The sequence below is a fragment of the Pseudomonas sp. JC1203 genome (genome assembly GCF_056175065.1).
The window spans coordinates 37,618-55,748 of sequence record NZ_JBWCAM010000026.1 but is presented as its reverse complement, the minus strand read 5'-3'; the positions used below and the strand labels follow the sequence as shown (position 1 = coordinate 55,748).

At 65.4% G+C, this 18,131-nt stretch carries 19 protein-coding genes; 9 read left to right on the top strand and 10 right to left on the bottom strand.

The features are described from left to right. Positions 1 to 19: 19 nt before the first annotated feature. The 7 genes from AC0SZ7_RS28770 to AC0SZ7_RS28740 are packed head-to-tail and all read left to right on the top strand — an operon-like array spanning position 20 to position 6,489. Positions 20 to 1,258: a type II and III secretion system protein family protein gene (locus tag AC0SZ7_RS28770; protein WP_475507565.1), complete on the top strand. Its 1,239-nt coding sequence runs from the start codon at positions 20 to 22 to the stop codon at positions 1,256 to 1,258. After that, entirely contained in the window at positions 1,255 to 2,448 is a 1,194-nt protein-coding gene (locus tag AC0SZ7_RS28765) for a CpaE/TadZ family protein (protein WP_475507564.1), read from the top strand. Before AC0SZ7_RS28770 ends, AC0SZ7_RS28765 begins: the two co-directional genes overlap by 4 nt. Continuing rightward, complete coding sequence (locus AC0SZ7_RS28760; protein ID WP_475507563.1) at positions 2,445 to 3,713, top strand: CpaF family protein; 1,269 nt, start codon at positions 2,445 to 2,447, stop codon at positions 3,711 to 3,713. The genes AC0SZ7_RS28765 and AC0SZ7_RS28760 overlap by 4 nt, the downstream gene beginning before the upstream one ends. 13 nt (positions 3,714 to 3,726) lie before the next feature. Continuing rightward, positions 3,727 to 4,611, top strand: a complete 885-nt coding sequence (locus AC0SZ7_RS28755) for a type II secretion system F family protein (protein WP_475507562.1) — start codon at positions 3,727 to 3,729, stop codon at positions 4,609 to 4,611. Position 4,612: 1 nt separating this feature from the next. After that, on the top strand, positions 4,613 to 5,497 hold the full coding sequence (locus AC0SZ7_RS28750) for a type II secretion system F family protein (RefSeq protein WP_475507561.1): 885 nt from the start codon (positions 4,613 to 4,615) through the stop codon (positions 5,495 to 5,497). 17 nt (positions 5,498 to 5,514) lie between these two features. Then, positions 5,515 to 6,216: a hypothetical protein gene (locus tag AC0SZ7_RS28745; RefSeq protein WP_475507560.1), complete on the top strand. Its 702-nt coding sequence runs from the start codon at positions 5,515 to 5,517 to the stop codon at positions 6,214 to 6,216. 12 nt (positions 6,217 to 6,228) lie between these two features. Next, positions 6,229 to 6,489 (top strand): DUF3613 domain-containing protein, encoded by a 261-nt coding sequence (locus AC0SZ7_RS28740; protein WP_475507559.1) that lies wholly within the window; start codon positions 6,229 to 6,231, stop codon positions 6,487 to 6,489. Between the two features lie 2 nt (positions 6,490 to 6,491). Here AC0SZ7_RS28740 and AC0SZ7_RS28735 read toward each other — a convergent pair whose 3' ends face one another. Beyond that, complete coding sequence (locus tag AC0SZ7_RS28735) at positions 6,492 to 7,262, bottom strand: response regulator transcription factor (RefSeq protein ID WP_475507558.1); 771 nt, start codon at positions 7,260 to 7,262, stop codon at positions 6,492 to 6,494. 129 nt (positions 7,263 to 7,391) lie between these two features. Continuing rightward, positions 7,392 to 7,862, bottom strand: a complete 471-nt coding sequence (locus AC0SZ7_RS28730) for a prepilin peptidase (RefSeq protein ID WP_475507557.1) — start codon at positions 7,860 to 7,862, stop codon at positions 7,392 to 7,394. Between the two features lie 74 nt (positions 7,863 to 7,936). On the opposite strand from AC0SZ7_RS28730, the gene AC0SZ7_RS28725 reads away from it, so the two are divergent. Continuing rightward, on the top strand, positions 7,937 to 8,386 hold the full coding sequence (locus AC0SZ7_RS28725) for a TadE/TadG family type IV pilus assembly protein (RefSeq protein ID WP_475507556.1): 450 nt from the start codon (positions 7,937 to 7,939) through the stop codon (positions 8,384 to 8,386). Next, on the top strand, positions 8,383 to 11,067 hold the full coding sequence (locus tag AC0SZ7_RS28720; RefSeq protein WP_475507555.1) for a PAS domain-containing sensor histidine kinase: 2,685 nt from the start codon (positions 8,383 to 8,385) through the stop codon (positions 11,065 to 11,067). The genes AC0SZ7_RS28725 and AC0SZ7_RS28720 overlap by 4 nt, the downstream gene beginning before the upstream one ends. 142 nt (positions 11,068 to 11,209) lie before the next feature. On the opposite strand, the gene AC0SZ7_RS28715 is transcribed toward AC0SZ7_RS28720, so the two are convergent. From AC0SZ7_RS28715 to AC0SZ7_RS28680, 8 genes are all read right to left on the bottom strand, one after another. Further along, positions 11,210 to 13,177 carry a pilus assembly protein TadG-related protein gene (locus AC0SZ7_RS28715; protein ID WP_475507554.1) on the bottom strand — a complete coding sequence of 656 codons (1,968 nt, stop codon included), beginning with the start codon at positions 13,175 to 13,177 and terminating at the stop codon, positions 11,210 to 11,212. A 145-nt stretch (positions 13,178 to 13,322) separates the two neighbouring features. Beyond that, the gene (locus AC0SZ7_RS28710; protein WP_475507553.1) at positions 13,323 to 13,886 is read right to left on the bottom strand and encodes a DUF4136 domain-containing protein; all 564 of its coding nucleotides are present in this window, start codon (positions 13,884 to 13,886) and stop codon (positions 13,323 to 13,325) included. A gap of 19 nt (positions 13,887 to 13,905) precedes the next feature. Next, entirely contained in the window at positions 13,906 to 14,499 is a 594-nt protein-coding gene (locus AC0SZ7_RS28705; RefSeq protein WP_475507552.1) for a DUF4136 domain-containing protein, read from the bottom strand. Positions 14,500 to 14,515: 16 nt separating this feature from the next. Then, positions 14,516 to 15,265: a methyltransferase domain-containing protein gene (locus AC0SZ7_RS28700; protein WP_475507551.1), complete on the bottom strand. Its 750-nt coding sequence runs from the start codon at positions 15,263 to 15,265 to the stop codon at positions 14,516 to 14,518. Beyond that, the gene (locus tag AC0SZ7_RS28695; protein WP_475507550.1) at positions 15,262 to 15,567 is read right to left on the bottom strand and encodes a MazG-like family protein; all 306 of its coding nucleotides are present in this window, start codon (positions 15,565 to 15,567) and stop codon (positions 15,262 to 15,264) included. The genes AC0SZ7_RS28700 and AC0SZ7_RS28695 overlap by 4 nt, the downstream gene beginning before the upstream one ends. 186 nt (positions 15,568 to 15,753) lie before the next feature. Beyond that, entirely contained in the window at positions 15,754 to 16,326 is a 573-nt protein-coding gene (locus AC0SZ7_RS28690) for a LysE family translocator (protein WP_475507549.1), read from the bottom strand. A 48-nt stretch (positions 16,327 to 16,374) separates the two neighbouring features. After that, positions 16,375 to 17,214, bottom strand: a complete 840-nt coding sequence (locus AC0SZ7_RS28685; protein WP_475507548.1) for an AraC family transcriptional regulator — start codon at positions 17,212 to 17,214, stop codon at positions 16,375 to 16,377. A 61-nt stretch (positions 17,215 to 17,275) separates the two neighbouring features. After that, positions 17,276 to 18,130: a MaoC family dehydratase gene (locus AC0SZ7_RS28680; protein WP_475507547.1), complete on the bottom strand. Its 855-nt coding sequence runs from the start codon at positions 18,128 to 18,130 to the stop codon at positions 17,276 to 17,278. Between the last annotated feature and the right edge of the window lies 1 nt (position 18,131).

The window sequence follows — 18,131 nt, the reverse complement described above, 5'->3', positions numbered from 1 at the left end:
TACAGCAAGGATGCCTTGAATGAGCTGTCGTACCGTGCCGGTTTTCCAGCGATTGATCTACAGCGTGATGTTGGCGGGGCTCTGTGTGCCTGCGGTGCAGGCCGCCCCGGCGGGGTGCGCGCAACTGTCCGCCTTGCCCGGCGTGTTCGAAGTGCAGCAGGGCCTGCAGAACGAATTGCACAGCCCGGTTGCCATCACCCGCGTGGCCATCGGCGACCCGAAAATCGCCGATGTGCACCCGGCGGGCGACAGCGGCTTTCTGCTCACCGGTGTCGCCCAGGGCACCACCAGCCTGATGGTGTGGACGGTCTGCTCCACCGCGCCGCGCCAGAGCATGGTGTTTGTTCGCGGTGTGGCCAGCGCCGGCATGGACGGCCGCGGCGCCGCGCCTTCCGCCGACCCCGATTTGCCCAGCCAGGTGCAGACCGACGTACGCTTCGTGGAAGTCAGCCGCACCAAGCTCAAGGAGGCCAGCACCTCTATCTTCGGCAAGGGTTCCAGCTTCCTGTTCGGCTCGCCCAACACCGTCAGCGGCACCGTGGCGCCCGGCGGTATCGGTGACGTGGCCGGTGCGGCAACGTTGGCCAGCGGCAGCTTCAACCTGGCCTTCGGTGGCGGCAAGGTGCTGGGCCTGATCAATGCGCTGGAAAGCAGCGGCTTCGCCTACACCCTGGCGCGCCCCAGCCTGGTGGCCCTGAGCGGGCAGAGCGCAAGCTTCCTGGCCGGCGGCGAGGTGCCTATCCCGGTGCCCAGCTCGGGCAGTGACAGCATTTCCATCGAGTACAAGGAGTTTGGCATTCGCCTGACCCTGACCCCTACGGTGGTCAGCGGCGACCGCATCTCGCTGAAAGTGGCCCCCGAGGTCAGCGAGCTCGACTACACCGCAGGCGTCACCATTGCCGGCACCACGGTGCCTGCGCTCAATGTGCGCCGCACGGACACCAGCGTGTCCCTGGCCGACGGTGAAAGCTTCGTCATCAGCGGCCTGATCAGCAACAAGAACTCCTCCGACGTCAGCAAATTCCCCGGGCTGGGAGACATCCCGGTGCTGGGCGCGTTCTTTCGCAGCACCTCCATCAGCCGCGAAGAAAAGGAACTGCTGATGGTGGTCACCCCGCACCTGGTCAAGCCCCTGGCTGCCGACGCGCGATTGCCGGGGTTGCCTGGCGAGCAGCTGCGCAACTACGACCCCAATTGGTACCGGATGTACTTCCTCGAAAATGGCAACTTCGACCGCATGAGTGGGCTGTCCAAATGAGCCAGAGCCTGAGCCAGACTTTTCTGGCCATCACCCGCAATGACGGTGACCTGGAATGGCTGCAGGGTGCCCTGGCGCCCCTGGGCCAGGTAGTGGGCGCCGCCAGCGGCAGCCTCGACGAGTTGCTGGCGCTGGTCGATGTGACCTTCGCCAGCCTGGTGTTCATTGGCCTGGACCGCGACCAGGTGAGCAACCAGTGCGCGCTGATCGAGGGCGCGCTGGAAGCCAAGCCGATGCTGGCGGTGGTGGCCCTGGGCGACGGCATGGACAACCAGCTGGTGCTCAACGCCATGCGCGCCGGCGCCCGGGATTTTGTTGCCTACGGTTCACGCTCAAGCGAGGTGGCCGGCCTGGTGCGGCGCCTGAGCAAGCGCCTGCCGCCGGTGGCCACCAACCCTAACCTCGGCGCGCTGACCGTGCTCTACGGTGCCCAGTCCGATGGTGACGGCGCCTTGCTGGCGGCGCACCTGGGCCTGGTGGTGCACCGCAGCAAACAGCACACCCTGCTGCTGGACCTGGGCCTGCCCCATGGGGCCAGCCTGGCGATGCTCAACCTGGAGACCACCTTCCACTTCGGCGACGCCTTGCGCAACCTGCGGCGCCTGGACGGCACCATGATCGACAGCGCCTTCCCGCGCTCGCCCTCGGGCATGAGCATCCTTGCCTATGGCGAGAACGACGAGCCGCTGGAAGCCACCAGCGCCGCCGAGCTGTACATGCTGCTCAGCGCCCTGCGCCAGCATTTCCAGCACATCGTGGTGAACCTCATGGGCCAGCCGGACAGCGAGGCGCTGCGCACCTTCGTCAGCCACTGCGACAAGCTGCTGTGGTACACCGACCAGAGCGTGGTGGAATGCCGGCGCAACCTGGCGGTGCTGAACCTGTGGCGCGAGAAGGGCATGAAGCTGCAACACGCGCGGCTGCTAGTGGACCGCTACCTGCGCGCCGTGGCACCGGACTCCGACGCCCTGGGCAAAAGCTACGGCCTGCCGGTGCTGTCGGTGCTGCCGTTCAGCCCCGAGATACGCATGAACGCCAAGAACCAGGGCATCAGCCTGTTTGAACTGGCCCCGCGCGAAACCCTGACCAACGGCCTGAAGGCCCTGGGCGAACGCCTGGCCAAGCGCTCGGAAGCGGTGAAACCGCCGGGCGCGGGCTGGTTCAACCGTCTGTGGGGGAGCAAGGAATGAGCGAGAAACTGTTTGGCGGCCCGCGTGGCCAGACTTCCAGTGCCGACCCCCAGGGCCTGAAATTGGTGCTGCACCGCTTCATCATCGACGCTATCGAGGAGTCCGGCAAAAACCTGCTGGAGGGTTCGCGCCAGGTGCTCGCCCAGTTCGTCATGGACCGGGTCAGCGATTACATCGCCCGCCGCCACCTGGCGGTGTCGCGCTACGAAATGGAGCGGCTGGCGGAAGAACTGGTGGATGAACTCACCGGCTTCGGCCCGCTGGAAGTGCTGCTGCGCGACCCCAATGTCACCGAAATCCTGGTCAACGGCCCGCACCGCGTGTTCGTCGAACGCCAGGGCGTGCTGCACCACACCGACCTGCGCTTCATCGACTCGCACCACGTGGAGCGGGTGATGCAACGCATTCTCGCGCCCCTGGGCCGGCGCCTGGACGAATCCTCGCCCATGGTCGATGCGCGCCTGCCCGACGGCAGCCGGGTCAACGCCATCATCCCGCCCATTGCCCTGGATGGGCCGTGCCTGTCGATCCGGAAGTTTCGCAAGGACATGCTCAAGAGCGCCGACCTGATGGCCACGCAAACCATCGACCAGGCCATCTACGACTTCATCCAGGAAGCCGTGGGCAAACGCTGCAACATCCTCATCAGCGGCGGGACCGGTACCGGCAAGACCACCATGCTGAACATCCTCAGCCAGTTGATCAGCCCCCACGAGCGGCTGGTCACCATCGAGGACGTGGCCGAGCTGCAGTTGGACCACCCCCACGTGGTGCGCCTGGAAACCCGGCCGCCCAACGCCGAGGGCCACGGCGAGGTGAAATCTGCCGACCTGATTCGCAACGCCCTGCGGATGCGCCCCGACCGCATTATCCTCGGCGAGATTCGTGGCGTGGAAGTGGTGGACGTGCTGACCGCCATGAACACCGGCCACGACGGCTCCATGAGCACCGTGCACGCCAACAACGCCCAGGACGCGTTGCTGCGCCTGGAAACCCTGGTGGGCCTGACGGGCCGCACCGTGGCCGAGAAAACCCTGCGGCAGATGATCGTCGCTGCGCTGGACGTGATCATCCAGCTCACCCGCCGCCCCGATGGCCGTCGTTGCGTGAGTGAGGTGGTGGAGGTGGTGGGCGTGCGCGATGACGTGTACGTGACCAACACCTTGTTCCGCCTCGACCGCCAGACCGGTTACGGCTTCGTGCGCGAGGCCATCAACCCCGCGGGTGACAAGCTGCGCCGCGACACCTTCAGCCACGCGCATTGAGGGGGCTGCCAGCATGATCGGGGCGATCGTGATGGGCGGGCTGAGCCTGGCCCTGCTGGGCCTGTCGGTGCGTTTTTTCTACACAGGCTTAAGGCGTACCGGCGACAAGCGCGTGCTCGACCGCCTGGGCCAGGGCCAGGCCGCCGCCCCCAGCGAACGCCCGTGGATGCGTTGGCTGGAGCGCTGGTTCCTGCGCGCGGGGCTGGGCCGGCCCAACGACCGCATCGGTATTTTCCTGGCCGTGTGGGGCATGCTGGTATTGGTCGGCACCTTGTCCGGCCAATGGTTCGGCGTGCTGGTGACACTGGTGCTGCCACCGCTGGGCCTGCGCCTGTACGTCAGCTGGCGCTACCGCCGCCGGGTGCAGCGCATGATCCAGCAGTTGCCATCGTTGCTGGACTACACCGTGCGCAGCCTCAAGTCGGGGCGCACCTTGGCCGATGCGGTGCTGGGCGCCATGGAAGCCAGCAATGACCCGCTGCGCGAGGCCATGGCCCGCGTTGAGCGCAACGTGCGCCTGGGGGTGGCCCTGGATGAGGCCGTGGACGATTTCGCCGAACTGTACGAGCGCGATGAATTTCGCCTGTTCGCGTTGGGCCTGCGCATCAACCAGCGCTTTGGCGGCAACGCCAGCGAGCTGCTGGAAAACCTGATCAAGCTGATTCGCGAGCGCGAGCAGGCGGCGCGGCAGCTGGCAGCGATGACCGGCGAGACGCGCATGACCGCCATGGTGCTGGCGGGCTTGCCGGCGCTGCTGGCGGGGTATTTCCTGCTCACCAACCCCAGCTACCTGAGCAGGATGTGGCACGACCCCAGCGGGCAGCACTTGCTGATTGCCGCCATGGTTTTGCAGGTCACGGGCTGCCTGGCGTTGTGGCGCATGCTGAGGAGTATCTGAGATGGCCATGTTGCTCAGTGCATTGCTGTTGTTGCTGGCGGCCGGCATGTTCGCCAACCAGTTTATCGAGCAGCGCCGTCGCGAGCGCCTGGTGGAGCGCCGCCTGCGTGGCGAGGCGGACGTCGACCGGCGCATCGGCGGCTTGTGGCAGCGCCTGGGTGACAGCCGCTTGGGCCAGCGCGCGGTCAGCCTGGACAGCGAGACCCAGGCGCTGCTGGACCGCATTGGTTGGCGCAAGGCCAGCCAGCGTTCGCAGTTCGCTGCCTGGCAGGTGGGCGCACCGTTGGTGGCGCTGGTGGTGGTGTGGAGCGTGCAGCGCCTGTTCTTCCTGCCGGTCAACCACGAAGTGACCGCACCGCTGGTGGCCATGGGCATGGGCTACATCTTGCCCAAGCGGGTGCTGGCCTGGGCTGCCGAACGCCGCAGGCAGCAGGTGGCGCGCGAGGTCTCGACCTTCATTCCGCTGCTGCGCATTCTGTTTGAATCGGGCCTGGCCGTGGAGCAGGCGCTGCGGGTGCTGACCAACGAGTCCGAGGGCCTGCTGCCGGTGCTCAGCGGCGAGCTGCGGCAGGTGCTGAGCCGGGTGGATTCGGGCCTGGAGCTGGGCGAGCAGCTGGACGTCGCCGCGCGCCTGATCAGCGTCGACGAATTCACCGACACCTGCGTGATCCTGCGCCAATTGATCAACCAGGGCGGCGGCGCGATGAAGTCGCTGCTTTCGCTCAAGCAACTGCTGGATGACCGTCGCCTGACGACCCTGCAGGAATACATATCGAAGTTGTCGGGAAAGATGTCCGTGGTGATGATGGTCTTTCTGTTCCCGGCCTTGTTGATCGTACTCGCGGGGCCTGGCCTGATGGCCATTTCCCGGGCCTTTGGCAAATGACCACCGGAGCCTCACGGATGAAAGCACTGTTACTGGCAACCCTGCTGCTGGCCCTGACGGGCTGCGCGGCGGACGGCCGCTTCGACCTGCAGGCCTTGAATGGCAAGCCCGGGCAGTGCCCCAAGCCCACGCCCGAGCAGGACCTGTCACTGAACCTGGCCGATGACATGGCCAGCGAAGGCCGCCTGCACGCCAGCCTGGCCAACCTTGAGGGGCTGCCGGGCAACCTGGTGCAGGTGCGCGTGCGCAAGGCGCGGGTGATGCGCCTGCTGGGGCGCAGCGAGGCCGAGCCGCTGTACCGCGGCCTGCTGGGCACCTGCATGGCGGCCGAGGGCGAACATGGCCTGGGCCAGTTGGCCGCAGCCAAGGGCGACAACGGCCTGGCCATGAGCCATTTGCAGCGTGCGGCGCGGCTGTCGCCTACCGACGAGAAAATCCGCAATGACCTGGGCGTGGTCTACCTCAACCAGCTGCGGCTAGAAGACGCGCGCTTCGAATTCCTGACCGCCATGGAGCTCAAGCAGGGGGACAACCTGGCGGCGGTGAACATGGTGACCTTGCTGATTTACCAGGACAACTGGAAGCAGGCCGCCGAGCTCACGACCCGCGCCAACCTGACGCCCGAGCAGGTCAGCGAGGCGCAGGCGCGGGCCGACAAACTCAAGACCGGGGGCAAGGTGGTAGCCACCATCGAGGCACCGGCCACGCCGGTCAAATAGTCAGGAGGCAGCATGCACATCAGGGTATTGGCAGTGATGATGGCGTTGGGCGCGGGCCCGGCCTGGGCCATTGAGCCGGCGCCAGCTACCTCGGCGTCGCAAGGCGCCGAGCAGTGGCTGCAATTGCAGCGCAGCGGCCAGCTGGCCTCGCGCAACCCGCAGGCGACCACCGCCGTGGAACACGAGGCGGCGATGCAGCGCTGGCTGGACAGCTACAAGCTGAAAATTCCGCAGTGGTACACCGAGGACGACTCCGGAAAGATCAGCAAGTAGCCTCAGTAGGCACTCGCCCGCTGGCGCTGGTTGGGGGCCAGCGCCAGGGCCAGCTGCGTGCGGTTGTGCATGTGGGTCAGGCGCAGCACCTGGCTCACGTAGAGTTTCACCGTGTTCTCGGTGATGCCCAGCTCGCAGGCGATCTGGTAGTTGGTCTGGCCCTTGCCCACCAGTTGCGCCACAGCCATCTGCCGGGGTGAAAGTTGCTCGAATGCGGGCGGCAGCGCCGGTGCCAGGTCTGCCAGCGGGGCGTCCTGGCGGGGCTCACGCGGGGGGCGGCGTACCTGCTCCAGGTCCTGGTACAGGTCGTTGATGGAGCTGGCGAGAAATTGCAGTTTTTCGTTCAGGTGGCCCAGTTGCCGGTAGTTGTGCTGCCGCTCGGCCAGGTTGGCTTCATGGCGCTGCAGGCCTTCCAGCAACTCGTCGACGTCGACCGGCTTCTGGTAATAATCGACAAAGCCCTCGCGCAGGGCCTTGATCACGTCCTGCTTGTCGGCGCGGCCGGTCATCATGATGGGCTCGAAAGGCCGCCCCTTGCCCGCCACGCGCCGCAGTTCCTGTACCAGCTCGATGCCATCCATGCCGGGCATGTGCAGGTCGCACAGCACCAGGCCGATCTCCGCGTCCTGGGCAAAGCACGTCAGCGCCTGCGCACTGGTGGTGCAGGGCACGCAGCGGTAGCCACTGCTTTCCAGCAGTTCACAGAGCAATTCGACGATTTCCGGTTCGTCGTCGACGACCAGCACCTTGACCGATGAAACAAGCTTGTCCACGCGCAACTCCCTGCTGACAACCCGATGGGGATGTGTCCCTTGAGGTGATGGCACATGATGGCCAGCCACACTCATTTGAAGGTAGCTGTACTTTCCGACTAAGTACATAGATGGCCGGATGTTTATCGATCAGTGGATCCACAACAGCGACGCAAGGAACCCCGCCAGCAGGAAAGGCACGAAGGGCGGCTTCGCCTGGGGATCCGGTTGCAGGTTCTGCAGGCGCTTGCGCAGGCGCGGGCTCAGGCGTTTCCACACCCGGGGCCCCAGCAGCATCCAGGCAATCATCGTTACCCCGGCGCCGATGAAAGTGGCCAGTACATGCATGCGGTCGGTGGCCAGGGCCAGCGCCCACAGCAGCTTGACGTCGCCGGCGCCCAGGCGGCCGCTGATGTAGCCGGGCAAGGTCAGTACCATGGCGATGGCCAGTGCCAGGCCGGCTTCCTCGGGAGTGCCGCCCAGCCACGTGTGGCCGCTGTAGAACAGAAAGAACAGCGCAAACAGGGCTCCGCCAAAAGTCAGTCCGTTGGCAATCCGCCGTTGACGGATATCCTGTTCGGCGCAGAGGGTGAACCAGATCAGTAGTACTAGGCTTGGCATCCGGTAAAAAACGTCCCTTTTCGTCGAATGATTCTATGCTCTAACACAGGTGTACTGTCAGGGTAGACGCGATCATGAATGCAAGCCTCCCCCACAAGCAAAAAGGTGCGGCCGCGATTGAATTCGCGGTGGTGTTCATCATCTTTTTCGCGGTGTTCTACGGGGCAGTGGCGTACAGCTTGCCCTTGCTGATGGTGCAGTCGTTCAACGAAGCGGCGGCTGAAGGCGTGCGCCAGGCGGTAGCGGTGGATCCCACCACCACGGGTACCGGGTATGCCGCGCTGGTCAGGTCCACTGCGATTGACAAGGCGTTCAAGGCGCTGGGCTGGTTGCCTGCGGGGCTCAACTTCTCGCAAAGCTACATCACTGCGAACTACACCGGCGCGGGTAGCATTCTGACCGTCACCATCAAATACCCTTCCAGCAACATCAACAACCTTCTGCCGTTCCTGACCTTCCCCGGCGTAGGCCAGATACCAAACCTGCCTGCCACGCTCACCGTTGCCTCGAGCATTGTGCTTTGAGTGCCGGCGAGAAGCTGTTCGGGCGCTGGCGCTCGCAGCCCACGCCCGTGCTGCCGGTGGCGCTGGATGTCGCACCCCAGGTTGCCAGCGGCCTGCAGCTGCTGCTTGACCCTCAAGGCCAGGTGCTGCGCCTCAGCGGCCCGCTGCGCCACCAGTTGGCCCTGCCGGCCAGTGCCGACCGCCACCTGGCCGGCTACCTGCAACCCAACAGCCGCGTGGTGGTAGAGGGCGAGCCTGCTGACTGGCAGGGCCAGACCCTGGACCTGGACTTCAAGGGCACCGATGCCACCCTGCACACGCGCGGGTGGGTGCAGCACCAGGCGGATGGCTGGGTGCTGCAGGTGTTCGATGTCGGCGACCTGCTGGCCGAACGCGGCCAGCAGCAGGCCCACGGCCAGTTCCAACGCCTGCTGGGGCAAATTGCCGAGCGCCTGCGCCTCAGCAGCCTGGAACGCCTGGATGAAGTGATAGCAGAGCAGTTGCACGGCATCGCCAGCCAGTGCCAGCTGCCCGGTGTGGCCTTGCTGTTGCGCGGCGGCGAGGCGGCGCAGTGGCAGGTGTTCAGCGACTGGCTGCGCCCGGGCGAACTGACGGTGTGGCCGGCCGAGACCCGTTTGAACCGCAGCCTGCCCGGCCTGGACAGCCATGGCTTGTTGGACAGCGACCTGCTGGCGCCGGCCCGTGGTTGCCTGGTGCCGTACCGCGAAAACCACGGCGTTGCCGCCTGGTTGCTGTGCGTGCTGCCGCCCTCGGGGGTGCCCGCCGCACTGAAGGAGCACGGCCTGGCGCTGTTCGCGGCGCTGGCCGGGCCGGTGCTCGCGCGCCTGGCCGAGCGCGGCCACCGTCATCAACTGGAGCGCCTGGAAACCTTGCAAGGGCTGATGGGCACCGGCTGGTGGGAGTTCTTCCCCGAGCGCGACAGCCTGCAACTGGCCCCAGGCCTGGCGCAGGCCCTGGATGCGCCGGCGCAGTTGCCGCTGCAGGACTGGCTGGCGCTGATTCACCCCGCCGACCGCGCCGAATTGCAAAGCCGCCTGCGCGACGTGCAGCGCGGCCATGAACTGAGCCTCAGCGTGCGCCTGCACAAGGGCGACCCGCCGGTGTGGTTCAGGGTGCAGGGGCGGGTGCTTGAGGGCGACCGCATTCGCCGGGTGGTGGGCATGATGCTCGACATCAGCGACATCAAGAACCAGCAGCAGCAAGCCGCCGCCGCCCACAAGCGCCTGGACAATGTCATCGCCAGCTCGCCGGCGGTGATCTACGTGCAGCGCTACGCCGAAGGCGCGCTGCTGCCCACTTTCTTCAGCGACAGCCTGCGGCCGCTGCTGGGCTGGGCCCTGGAAGACTGCCAGGCCGGCGAGATGGCGCAATGGGTGCACCCCGACGACCGCGACGGCTACTTCCAGCGCACCCGCCAACTGCTGCGTGAAGGTGCGGTGCGCAGCCGCTACCGCCTGCGCGACCGCCAGGGCAATTACCACTGGGTGCTGGACGAAGCCCGGCTGTTGCGCGACGACCTGGGCATGCCGGTGGAGGCCGTGGGCCTGTGGCTGGACGTGACCGAAGCCACCGTGGCCAGCGAACTGGTGCGCCAGAGCGAGGAGCGCTACCGCATTCTGGTGGAGGACTCGCCGGCGATGATCTGCCGCTACCGGCCCGACCTGACGCTGACCTTCGGCAACCTGCCGCTGGCGAAGTACCTTGAGTGCAGCACCGAGGAGCTGCCGGGCATCAATCTGGGTAACTGGCTGTCCAACGAGCAGCGCGACGCCTTCATTGCGCGCCTGGCCACCCTCACCCCGCAGCAGCCGGTGAGCGCCGCTGAAATCGCCCTGCAACTGCCCGGCCGCGAGCACGCCTGGTGGGTGTGGTCCGACCGTGGCGTGTTCGACGAGCGCGGCCAACTCATCGAAATCCAGGCCGTGGGCCGCGACAACACCGAGGTGCGGCGCACCCAGCAGCAACTGACCCAGAGCGCGAAAATGGCCACCCTCGGCGAGATGGCCACAGGCCTGGCCCACGAGATCAACCAGCCGTTGAACGTGATGCGCATGGCCATCGTCAACGTGCTCAAGCGCCTGGGCAACGGTGACGTGCAGATCGATTACCTGCAGGACAAACTCAACCGCATCGACGCCCAGGTGCAACGCGCGGCGCGGGTGGTGGACCACATGCGGGTGTTCGGCCGCCGCTCGGAAATCGAGATGCAACTGTTCAACCCCAAGGTGGCGGTGGAGGGCACGCTGTCGCTGCTGGCCGAGGGCATGAAGGGCAAGGGCGTGGAGCTGCGGGTGCCGGAAATAAACCTGGAAGTGGTGGTGCGCGGCCACGTCGACCAGCTCGAACAGGTGCTGATCAACCTGATGGTCAACGCCCGCGACGCACTGTTGACCAAGCGCGAAGGCAACCGCGAACTGGAGCCCTGGATCGAAACCACCGCCGAGGCCGACGACGAGCGCGTGCGCCTCTACGTGCAAGACAACGGCGGCGGCATCCCGCCGCGCCTGCTGGAGAAAATCTTCGAACCGTTCTTCACCACCAAGCCCGTCGGCGTGGGCACCGGGCTGGGGTTGTCGGTGAGCTACGGCATCATCGAAAACATGGGCGGCCGCCTGAGCGTGACCAACACCGACGAAGGCGCGCGGTTCTGCATCGAGTTGCCCATCGCCCGGCCGGAATAACCGTGTGGCCCCGGACGCAGCCTGCGGCAGCTGCTACGCGAATGCGGAGACCCTATGGACCGCGTTGCCTGCATCGCGGCCAAGGCCGGCTCCTACCACGATGCAGGCAACACGGTTTCTGTAGCAGCGGCCGCAGGCCGCGTCAGAGCACGAGCTGCGCGCGGCCGGTCTGGCATGTCAGGTTGGCACCCACCTGGACTTGGGTCAGGTCGATGCCAAGGGAGCTCAGCAGTTTGTTCAACAAAGGATCCAGCAGGGGGCTTAGCAGACCCTTGATTATGGGAAGCAAGAGATTATTCAGTGCGTCCAACACACCGCTAACGGTTACCAGCAAGTCACCCAGGAGGTTACTGGTGACCGGCTTGTACGCTTTAACTTGAATGCCTGAAATGGTGCTGGCCAGGCTGTTGACGATATTGCTGTTGCTTAAAGTCATGTAGCTGGACGCCAAGCCCACGTTAGGCGGGGCGCTACTTCCACTGAAGATGAGATCATTGGTGTTACCTGCCACCGTGGTATCCACGAGAATGCCAAGCCCACCACCGACTCCGGGTGTGCGGGTGCCACACGTACCGACGCCAACTACTTTATGGCAGACCGCGGTGCCGATATCGATTATCCGTAGAGGGGTTACGGTCATTTCAGTCGATGAAGAGAACGCTGTGGTGGCGTCGATCTGCCCGATTTTCAGCGTTGCTGCTGACGTCAGGGTATGCGCCGTAATTGACTTGTTTGGTGTGCAGCTGAAAGCTGTGATGTAGCTCTGGGCACTTGCCAGCTCCAAGCCGATATCGATTTCTGGCGAAGGCATTGGTAACAGGTCCAGTTGTTGGCAGCCAGCGCCAAAGAGGCAGGAGAGGGCATTTAGCGTTGCAACCAGGTCAAGGTGAAGCAAGCTACCGACCACGTTGGCCAAGGACGACACTAAGTCAGTCAAGATCGTTGTCAACCCTGACAGCGTATTGAGAACTGGCAAGTTGATGGAAACCAAGGCGCGAACTTGAGCCGTTTTTACATAAATTCGATTTGGGTTGTTCAGCGTCGGATCGGCCACAGCCAGAATTGGATTGCCTACGGCGGACAGCTGCGGCGGTTCAACGACTTTTATCCGCGTAGTGACGTTGGCCAGCCCCAATACGCTGACCGGGAGCGTAGCGCTTACGGAGCTTGCACTATTGGCCAGTTGGACGAAGCTCTGAATCAGCTGGAACAATTGAATGTTGGCGTTCAGCCCTGCTGTCGTTGCGCCCGACTGCAGTTGCAGAAGGCTACCCAACGTCACATTTGGAACGTTGATAGCGGCCGATTGTATGGCTGCCAGGCTAGTGGTGATGGTTGCGGTATTGCCGTTCTGCGGCAACACATCAATGGCGGCTTGTACCAGTTGCCCGACAGAGACGTTGGTCGCCAGCAATTGCGTGTAATTGCCTGCGCTGACGCCAAGGTTGAGCGCCAATTGGTTGAGGTAACTCAGCAGGTTGACGTCGGTTTTAACCAGGCCGTTCCAGCCGTCGACACTTAGATTTACGCTTCCCCCCAAAAGCCCCGAAAACAAGGGGTTGAGGATGTTGGATTGCGCAGTATCCACTGTCGCCAACGTGCTGCGAATATTCAACTGCGCCAACGGCCCCCCCACATACCCCGCCGTAGCCTGCGCCCGCAACACGGTAGTGGTGGCAAATGCCCCACCCGACACCATCCCCCACAACCCCGCCGCCACACTTGTCGCCACCGTTTCGTTCGCCACCACCTGTATCGCCTGGGTAGCCGTGGCGTTGGCGGTAAAGGCGCGCAGGTTGTTGCTGCCGGTGCTTAGCGTGCCGCAGGTGGCCGTCAGGGTGTTGCCGCTGCCCACGGTGAAACCGTTGCGCGCGGCGCTGGTGGTGGCTTGGGTGAGGGCGTTGACGCCAGTGCCGCTGCACACGGCGTTGCGGTTGGAGGCTTCCAGAGCGGCGGCGTCGACCACGCGCTGCAACTTGCGCTGCTCCATGTACAGGCGGCCGCTGTCGATCACCAGCAGCATGAACAGCAGGGCCATGCCCAGGGTGAGGGCGGCCATCAGGCCGATCGCACCGCGTTGCCGGTACGGGGAAGCAAAGCGCGGGACCATCGAGCACTCCTTGCCGACACTGTCACGTCCAGTGGGTGTGTTTCAGCGTAGCAGCAGGTGGCGCGCTTGCACCTGTAGCAGCGGCCACCGGCCGCGTCCGGGCCGGGTCACGGCGGGACGCGGCCTTTGGCCGCTGCTACGGGGGTTATTTCGGGGGGTAGGTGGACAGCACCTTGGTTACGGTCTTCTGGATGGCCGCAGTACGTTCGGACGGGCTGGGCGGGTAGCTGTTCATGATTTGCTCGGAGCTGCCGCGCCACACCAGTTTGCCATCGCGGCCGTCCAGCAGGTCGACCTGGATGGTCGCTACCTTGTAGTCCACGCTGCGGGTTTCGTTGTACATCGGGCCGCCCCAATAGCCACCCCAGTACCCGCCCCAGGCGCCGCCGTAGTTGGTGGTGATCTGTTGCTGGCGGTTCTCGACAATCAGGTAGGTCTGCACGCTGAGGTCACCCCGCGCACCTGCCTGGGCTGGGCGCAGGCCGCGCTGGTCGAGCTCGCTGGCCACCGCCTCGCGAATGCGCTGCTCGGTCAGGTCGCTCTTGATGCGTGGGTCGTCAGGGCGGTATTGCAGGGCCGGCTCCTTCCAGCTCCAGCTGCGGTAGGCGCCGAAGTCACGACTGGCGTCGAAGTCGTGGTTGACCTGGTTGCTTTCACAGGCGCTGAGCAGCAGCGCCACCACTGACAGTAATGCGAGACGGCGGAACATGATGATGTTCTCCAGTTGCCTAGCGTGGGGGGTAGGCCGCGAGGGCCTTGTTCACGGCGCTGCGCAGGGCATCGCCGCGTCGACTGGTACTGCCTTGGCCGTCCGTCTCTGCGCTGGCACTCCATATCGGTTGCCCGGTGGTGCCGTCGAACAGGTTGATCCGTACCACCATGACCTGTACTTCATAAGTGCGCACTACGGGAGGATAGCCGCCATATGGCCCATAGGCGCCATAGGGGCCGTAACCCGGGCCGTAATCTTCCTGCACCTGGCGCAGGCGTTTCTCCATGCGCACGTCGGTGCTCACCAGCAGGTCGGCCGGGCCATTGCGCGCGGGGCGCAGGCCGCGCTGGTCCAGGCCTTCACTGACGGCTTCGGCGATCTGGTCTGATTCAGCCAGCGGGCTACCCGGCGGTAACTGGTGGTTGAACCAGGTCCAGCTGCGGTAGCTGGCAAAGTCCCGTGGCTGCGCCGGGTAGGCGCTGCGGTCGAAGGTCTGCGCGGCCTGCGGGGGAGCCGGTGGCAGCGGGTTGGAGCTGGCGGTGTAGGGGTTGGGGCTGGCGCAGCCGGCCAGCGCCAGCACCATCAGACTCAGAGCAAGTGGGCGGTACATGATGATCTCCACAACGTCAGACGGGACGGCAGATCCAGTGCAGATAGCGGCCCAGGCCCGCGTACGCCGGGTGGCGACGGTAAGCCAGTTCCATTTCCACCAGGTCATCCAGGGCGGCCTTCTTCTGGAAGTCGACCGGCATGTAATCGTGAAAAACCCGCACGCCGCTTCTACTTTCGACCTGCCAGTGGCCGTCGAGTTGCGCTTGCAGCTCGCGCGGGTCCAGGGGCATCTGCGGGGTGAGGCTCTGCTTTTCACCGGCCATGTCGTTGCTGCGCAACTTGCGGAAATGGCCCTTGAGCAGGTTGCGATACACCAGCGCGTCACGGTTGTAGAACGCCAGCGACAACCAGCCGCCCGGCGCCACCAGGGCGCGCAGCACCGGCAGGATGGTGAAGGGCTCGGCCAGCCATTCCAGCACGGCGTGGCAGATGACCAGGTCGTACTGCTCGCTCAGCAGGCCGGGCAGGTCCTGCCAGGGCGCCTGGATGAACGTGGCGGCAAGGCCGGCCTCGGCAAAGCGCTGGCGCGCACCTTCGAGCATGGGCTCGGCGGGTTCGGCCAGGGTTACCTGGTGGCCTTGCTGGGCCAGCCACAGCGACATGTGGCCCAGGCCGGCGCCAATGTCCAGCACCCGCAGCGGGCGTTGCGGCAAGGCTTCGGTCAGGTCGGTCTGCAGTACGGCCAGGCGAATGGCGCCCTTGGCGCCACCGTAGATTTTTTCCGCGAAGCGGGTGGCCAGTTCATCGAAGTGACGGTCGCTCATTTGGCGAACCGCCCTTCGCTGTGGGCGAGCTTGGCGCGCACCACGGCGTCCATGTCCAGGCCCAGTTCGCTGCACAGCAGCAACAGGTAGAGGACGATGTCGCCCACTTCCTGGCCGGCATGCTCCAACTGGTCTGCCGACAGCTGGCGCGACTGGTCTTCGCTCAGCCATTGGAAAATTTCCACCAGCTCGGCCATCTCGACGCTGGCAGCCATGGCCAGGTTCTTGGGGCTGTGGAAACCACGCCAGTCATTGTTATCGCGGATGCGATGCAGGCGTTGGGTCAATTCTTCGAGGTTCATGGGGCTCTCCTGTGCCTAAAGCTTGGGGCGCAGGCGCGCGGCGCGCAAGAGCGACGCGAATGAAAATCTGTATGGTGGCTGAAACCGATGCAAATTCCCTGTGCGCGGCGCCTGGGACGCGGCCTTTGGCCGCTGCTACAGACTTCGTAGCAGCTGCCGCAGGCTGCGTCCGCGCCCGACGCGGTTCTACAGGATGACGGTGAGCCAGGTGGAGATGAGCAGCAGTACCGCCAGTGTGCGGTTCATGCGCTGCATGGCCCGGGGCGAGCGCAGCCAGCGTGCCGAACCTGCGCCCAGCAGCGCCCAACAGCCCATGCACGGCAACGACACCAGGAAGAACGCCAAGGCCAGCCACTGCACCGCCAGGCCCTGGGCGCTGAACACGCTGACCACCGCCAGCGCCATCATCCAGGTCTTGGGGTTCACCAGTTGCAGGCTGGCAGCGCTGGCCATGCCCAGGCGGCGCTCGTCGTCGGCGTGCACCGCGCTGGCCGGCGCTGCCCAGATTTTCCATGCCAGCGAGGTCAGCCACAGCAGGCCAGCCACGGTCATCGCCGGCTTCACGTAGGGCAGGGTCATCAGCGTGCGGCCCAGGCCAGTGCCTACCGCCAGCACGATCAGCGCCGCCGCCGCGCAGGCGCCCAGGATGATCGGCAGCACCGCGCGCAGGCCGAAGCGCGCGCTATTGCTCAGCACCAGGATGTTGGTGGGGCCGGGGGTGATGGAGGCGACGAAGGCGAACAGCATGAAGGCGAGCATGGCAGGCTCCGAAATCGGGAAGTGGCCATGATCGACGTTGTGCGTGGCTCAGTCTGGAAGGTTTGAGCAGCGCTTACGATACGCCGCCGGAGTCATGCCATAAGCGCGCATGAACCAGCGCCCCAGGTGGCTCTGGTCGGCGAAACCCAGGTCGCTGGCGACGTCTGCCGGCCAGGCGCCCCCGGCCAGCAGGCGGCGGGCGCGGGCCAGGCGCAACTGCACCAGGTAGGCGTGGGGCGGCAGGCCGAAGGCGGCCTTGAACGCGCGGGTCAGGCGGAAACGGTCGACGCCGCAGGCCACGGCCAGTTCGTCCATGCCCAGGTCGCGGAAGCAGTTGCCGTGCAAATAGTCGCGGGCGCGTTGGGCCACCAGTGGCAGGCGCGGGTCGCTGCCCTGGCGCTGGCGCCACTGGGTGTGGGTGGTCAGGCGTTCCAGCAGGCCATCCAGCGCGCTTTGGCGCACGATGCGCAGCTCCTGGCCGTGCAGCGCGCTGAAGGCGAACAGCGCGGCGTGGGCCAGGCGCGGGTCTTGGGTCAGGGTTTCGGCGAAGCTCAAGGCATGGTTCGCCGGGGCTTCCTCGAACAGGCTGGCCAGTTCGCGCTCCAGCCAGTGCGGGTCCAGGTACAGCATGCGGTAGGTGAAGCCGGCGTCATCGGGAGCTTCGCCGTCGTGGATCTCGCCCGGCTCGATCAGGAAGATCTTGCCCGGCGTGCTGTCGTGCAGGGTACGCCGGCAGTTGAAGCGCTGCACGCCCTGCTCGGTGACGCCCACAAGGTAGCTGTCATGCCAGTGCGGGTCGTAGGCATGACCTTTGTAGAAGTGGGCGCGCAGGGTCTCGATGCCGGTTTCGCGGTCCTGGGCCAGGTCGATCCAGTTGGATGGGTTCATGGCCCAAGCTTATCGCGCGCGCGCCGGGGGCTGTCTAGAAGCTTTGTGCAGCCCCGGGACATCAGGCGACGGGCGACCAACCGCCCTCCATGTGCAGTAGCTCGGCCTTGCCCTTGAGTTCGAACTGCCCGCTGGAACCGCCGGTGCTGGCCCACAGGATCAGCTCGCTGGGCAGCCGCACCGGTTTGCGGAACTGCGCGTGTAGCTCGACGTTGGCCGCAGGCAACTGCTCGCGCAATGCCGCCAGCGAGCGTGCCAGGCTCCACATGCCGTGGGCGATGGCCGTGGGGAAACCGAACAGCCTGGCGCTGGCGGCGCTCAGGTGGATGGGGTTGTAGTCGCCAGACACCTTGGCGTACTGGCGGCCGCAGTCGTTGCCGGCGTACCAGCGCGAATGCTCGATCAGCGGCGCCACGCTGGGCTGCAGTTCTGCCGGGGGCGTGCCGTCCAGTTTCACGCCTTTGCACAGCATCACGCTGTGTTCTTCCCACAACGGCCCCAAGGCGTCATCGACCTGCGTCACCAGGTCAAAGGTTGCGCCTTTTTCGTGTGGCTCAAGGTTTTCCACATGCACGCTGGCGTGCACCCGGCTCAGGCCGCCCAGCGGGCGCAGCACGCGGATGCGGTTGCTCAGGTGCACCAGCCCCAATAAGGGGAAGGGAAATTCGTGGCTGGTGAGCAGCTGCATCTGCAGGGCGAAGGCCATCACGTGTGGATAAGTGGCCGGCAGCAGGCCGCTTTCACCGAAGCCGCAGACCTGGCGGTAGGCGGCCAGGCGCGCGTTATCCACCGTCAGCCAGGCGCGCAGGCCGGTGTCGGGCAACTGCGTGCCGCTGATCTTGCGGCGCAGCGCCGCGCGGGTGTACAGCCCCGACAGGGCGTCAACGCGGTCGAGGTCTTGCCAATGCACGCTCATG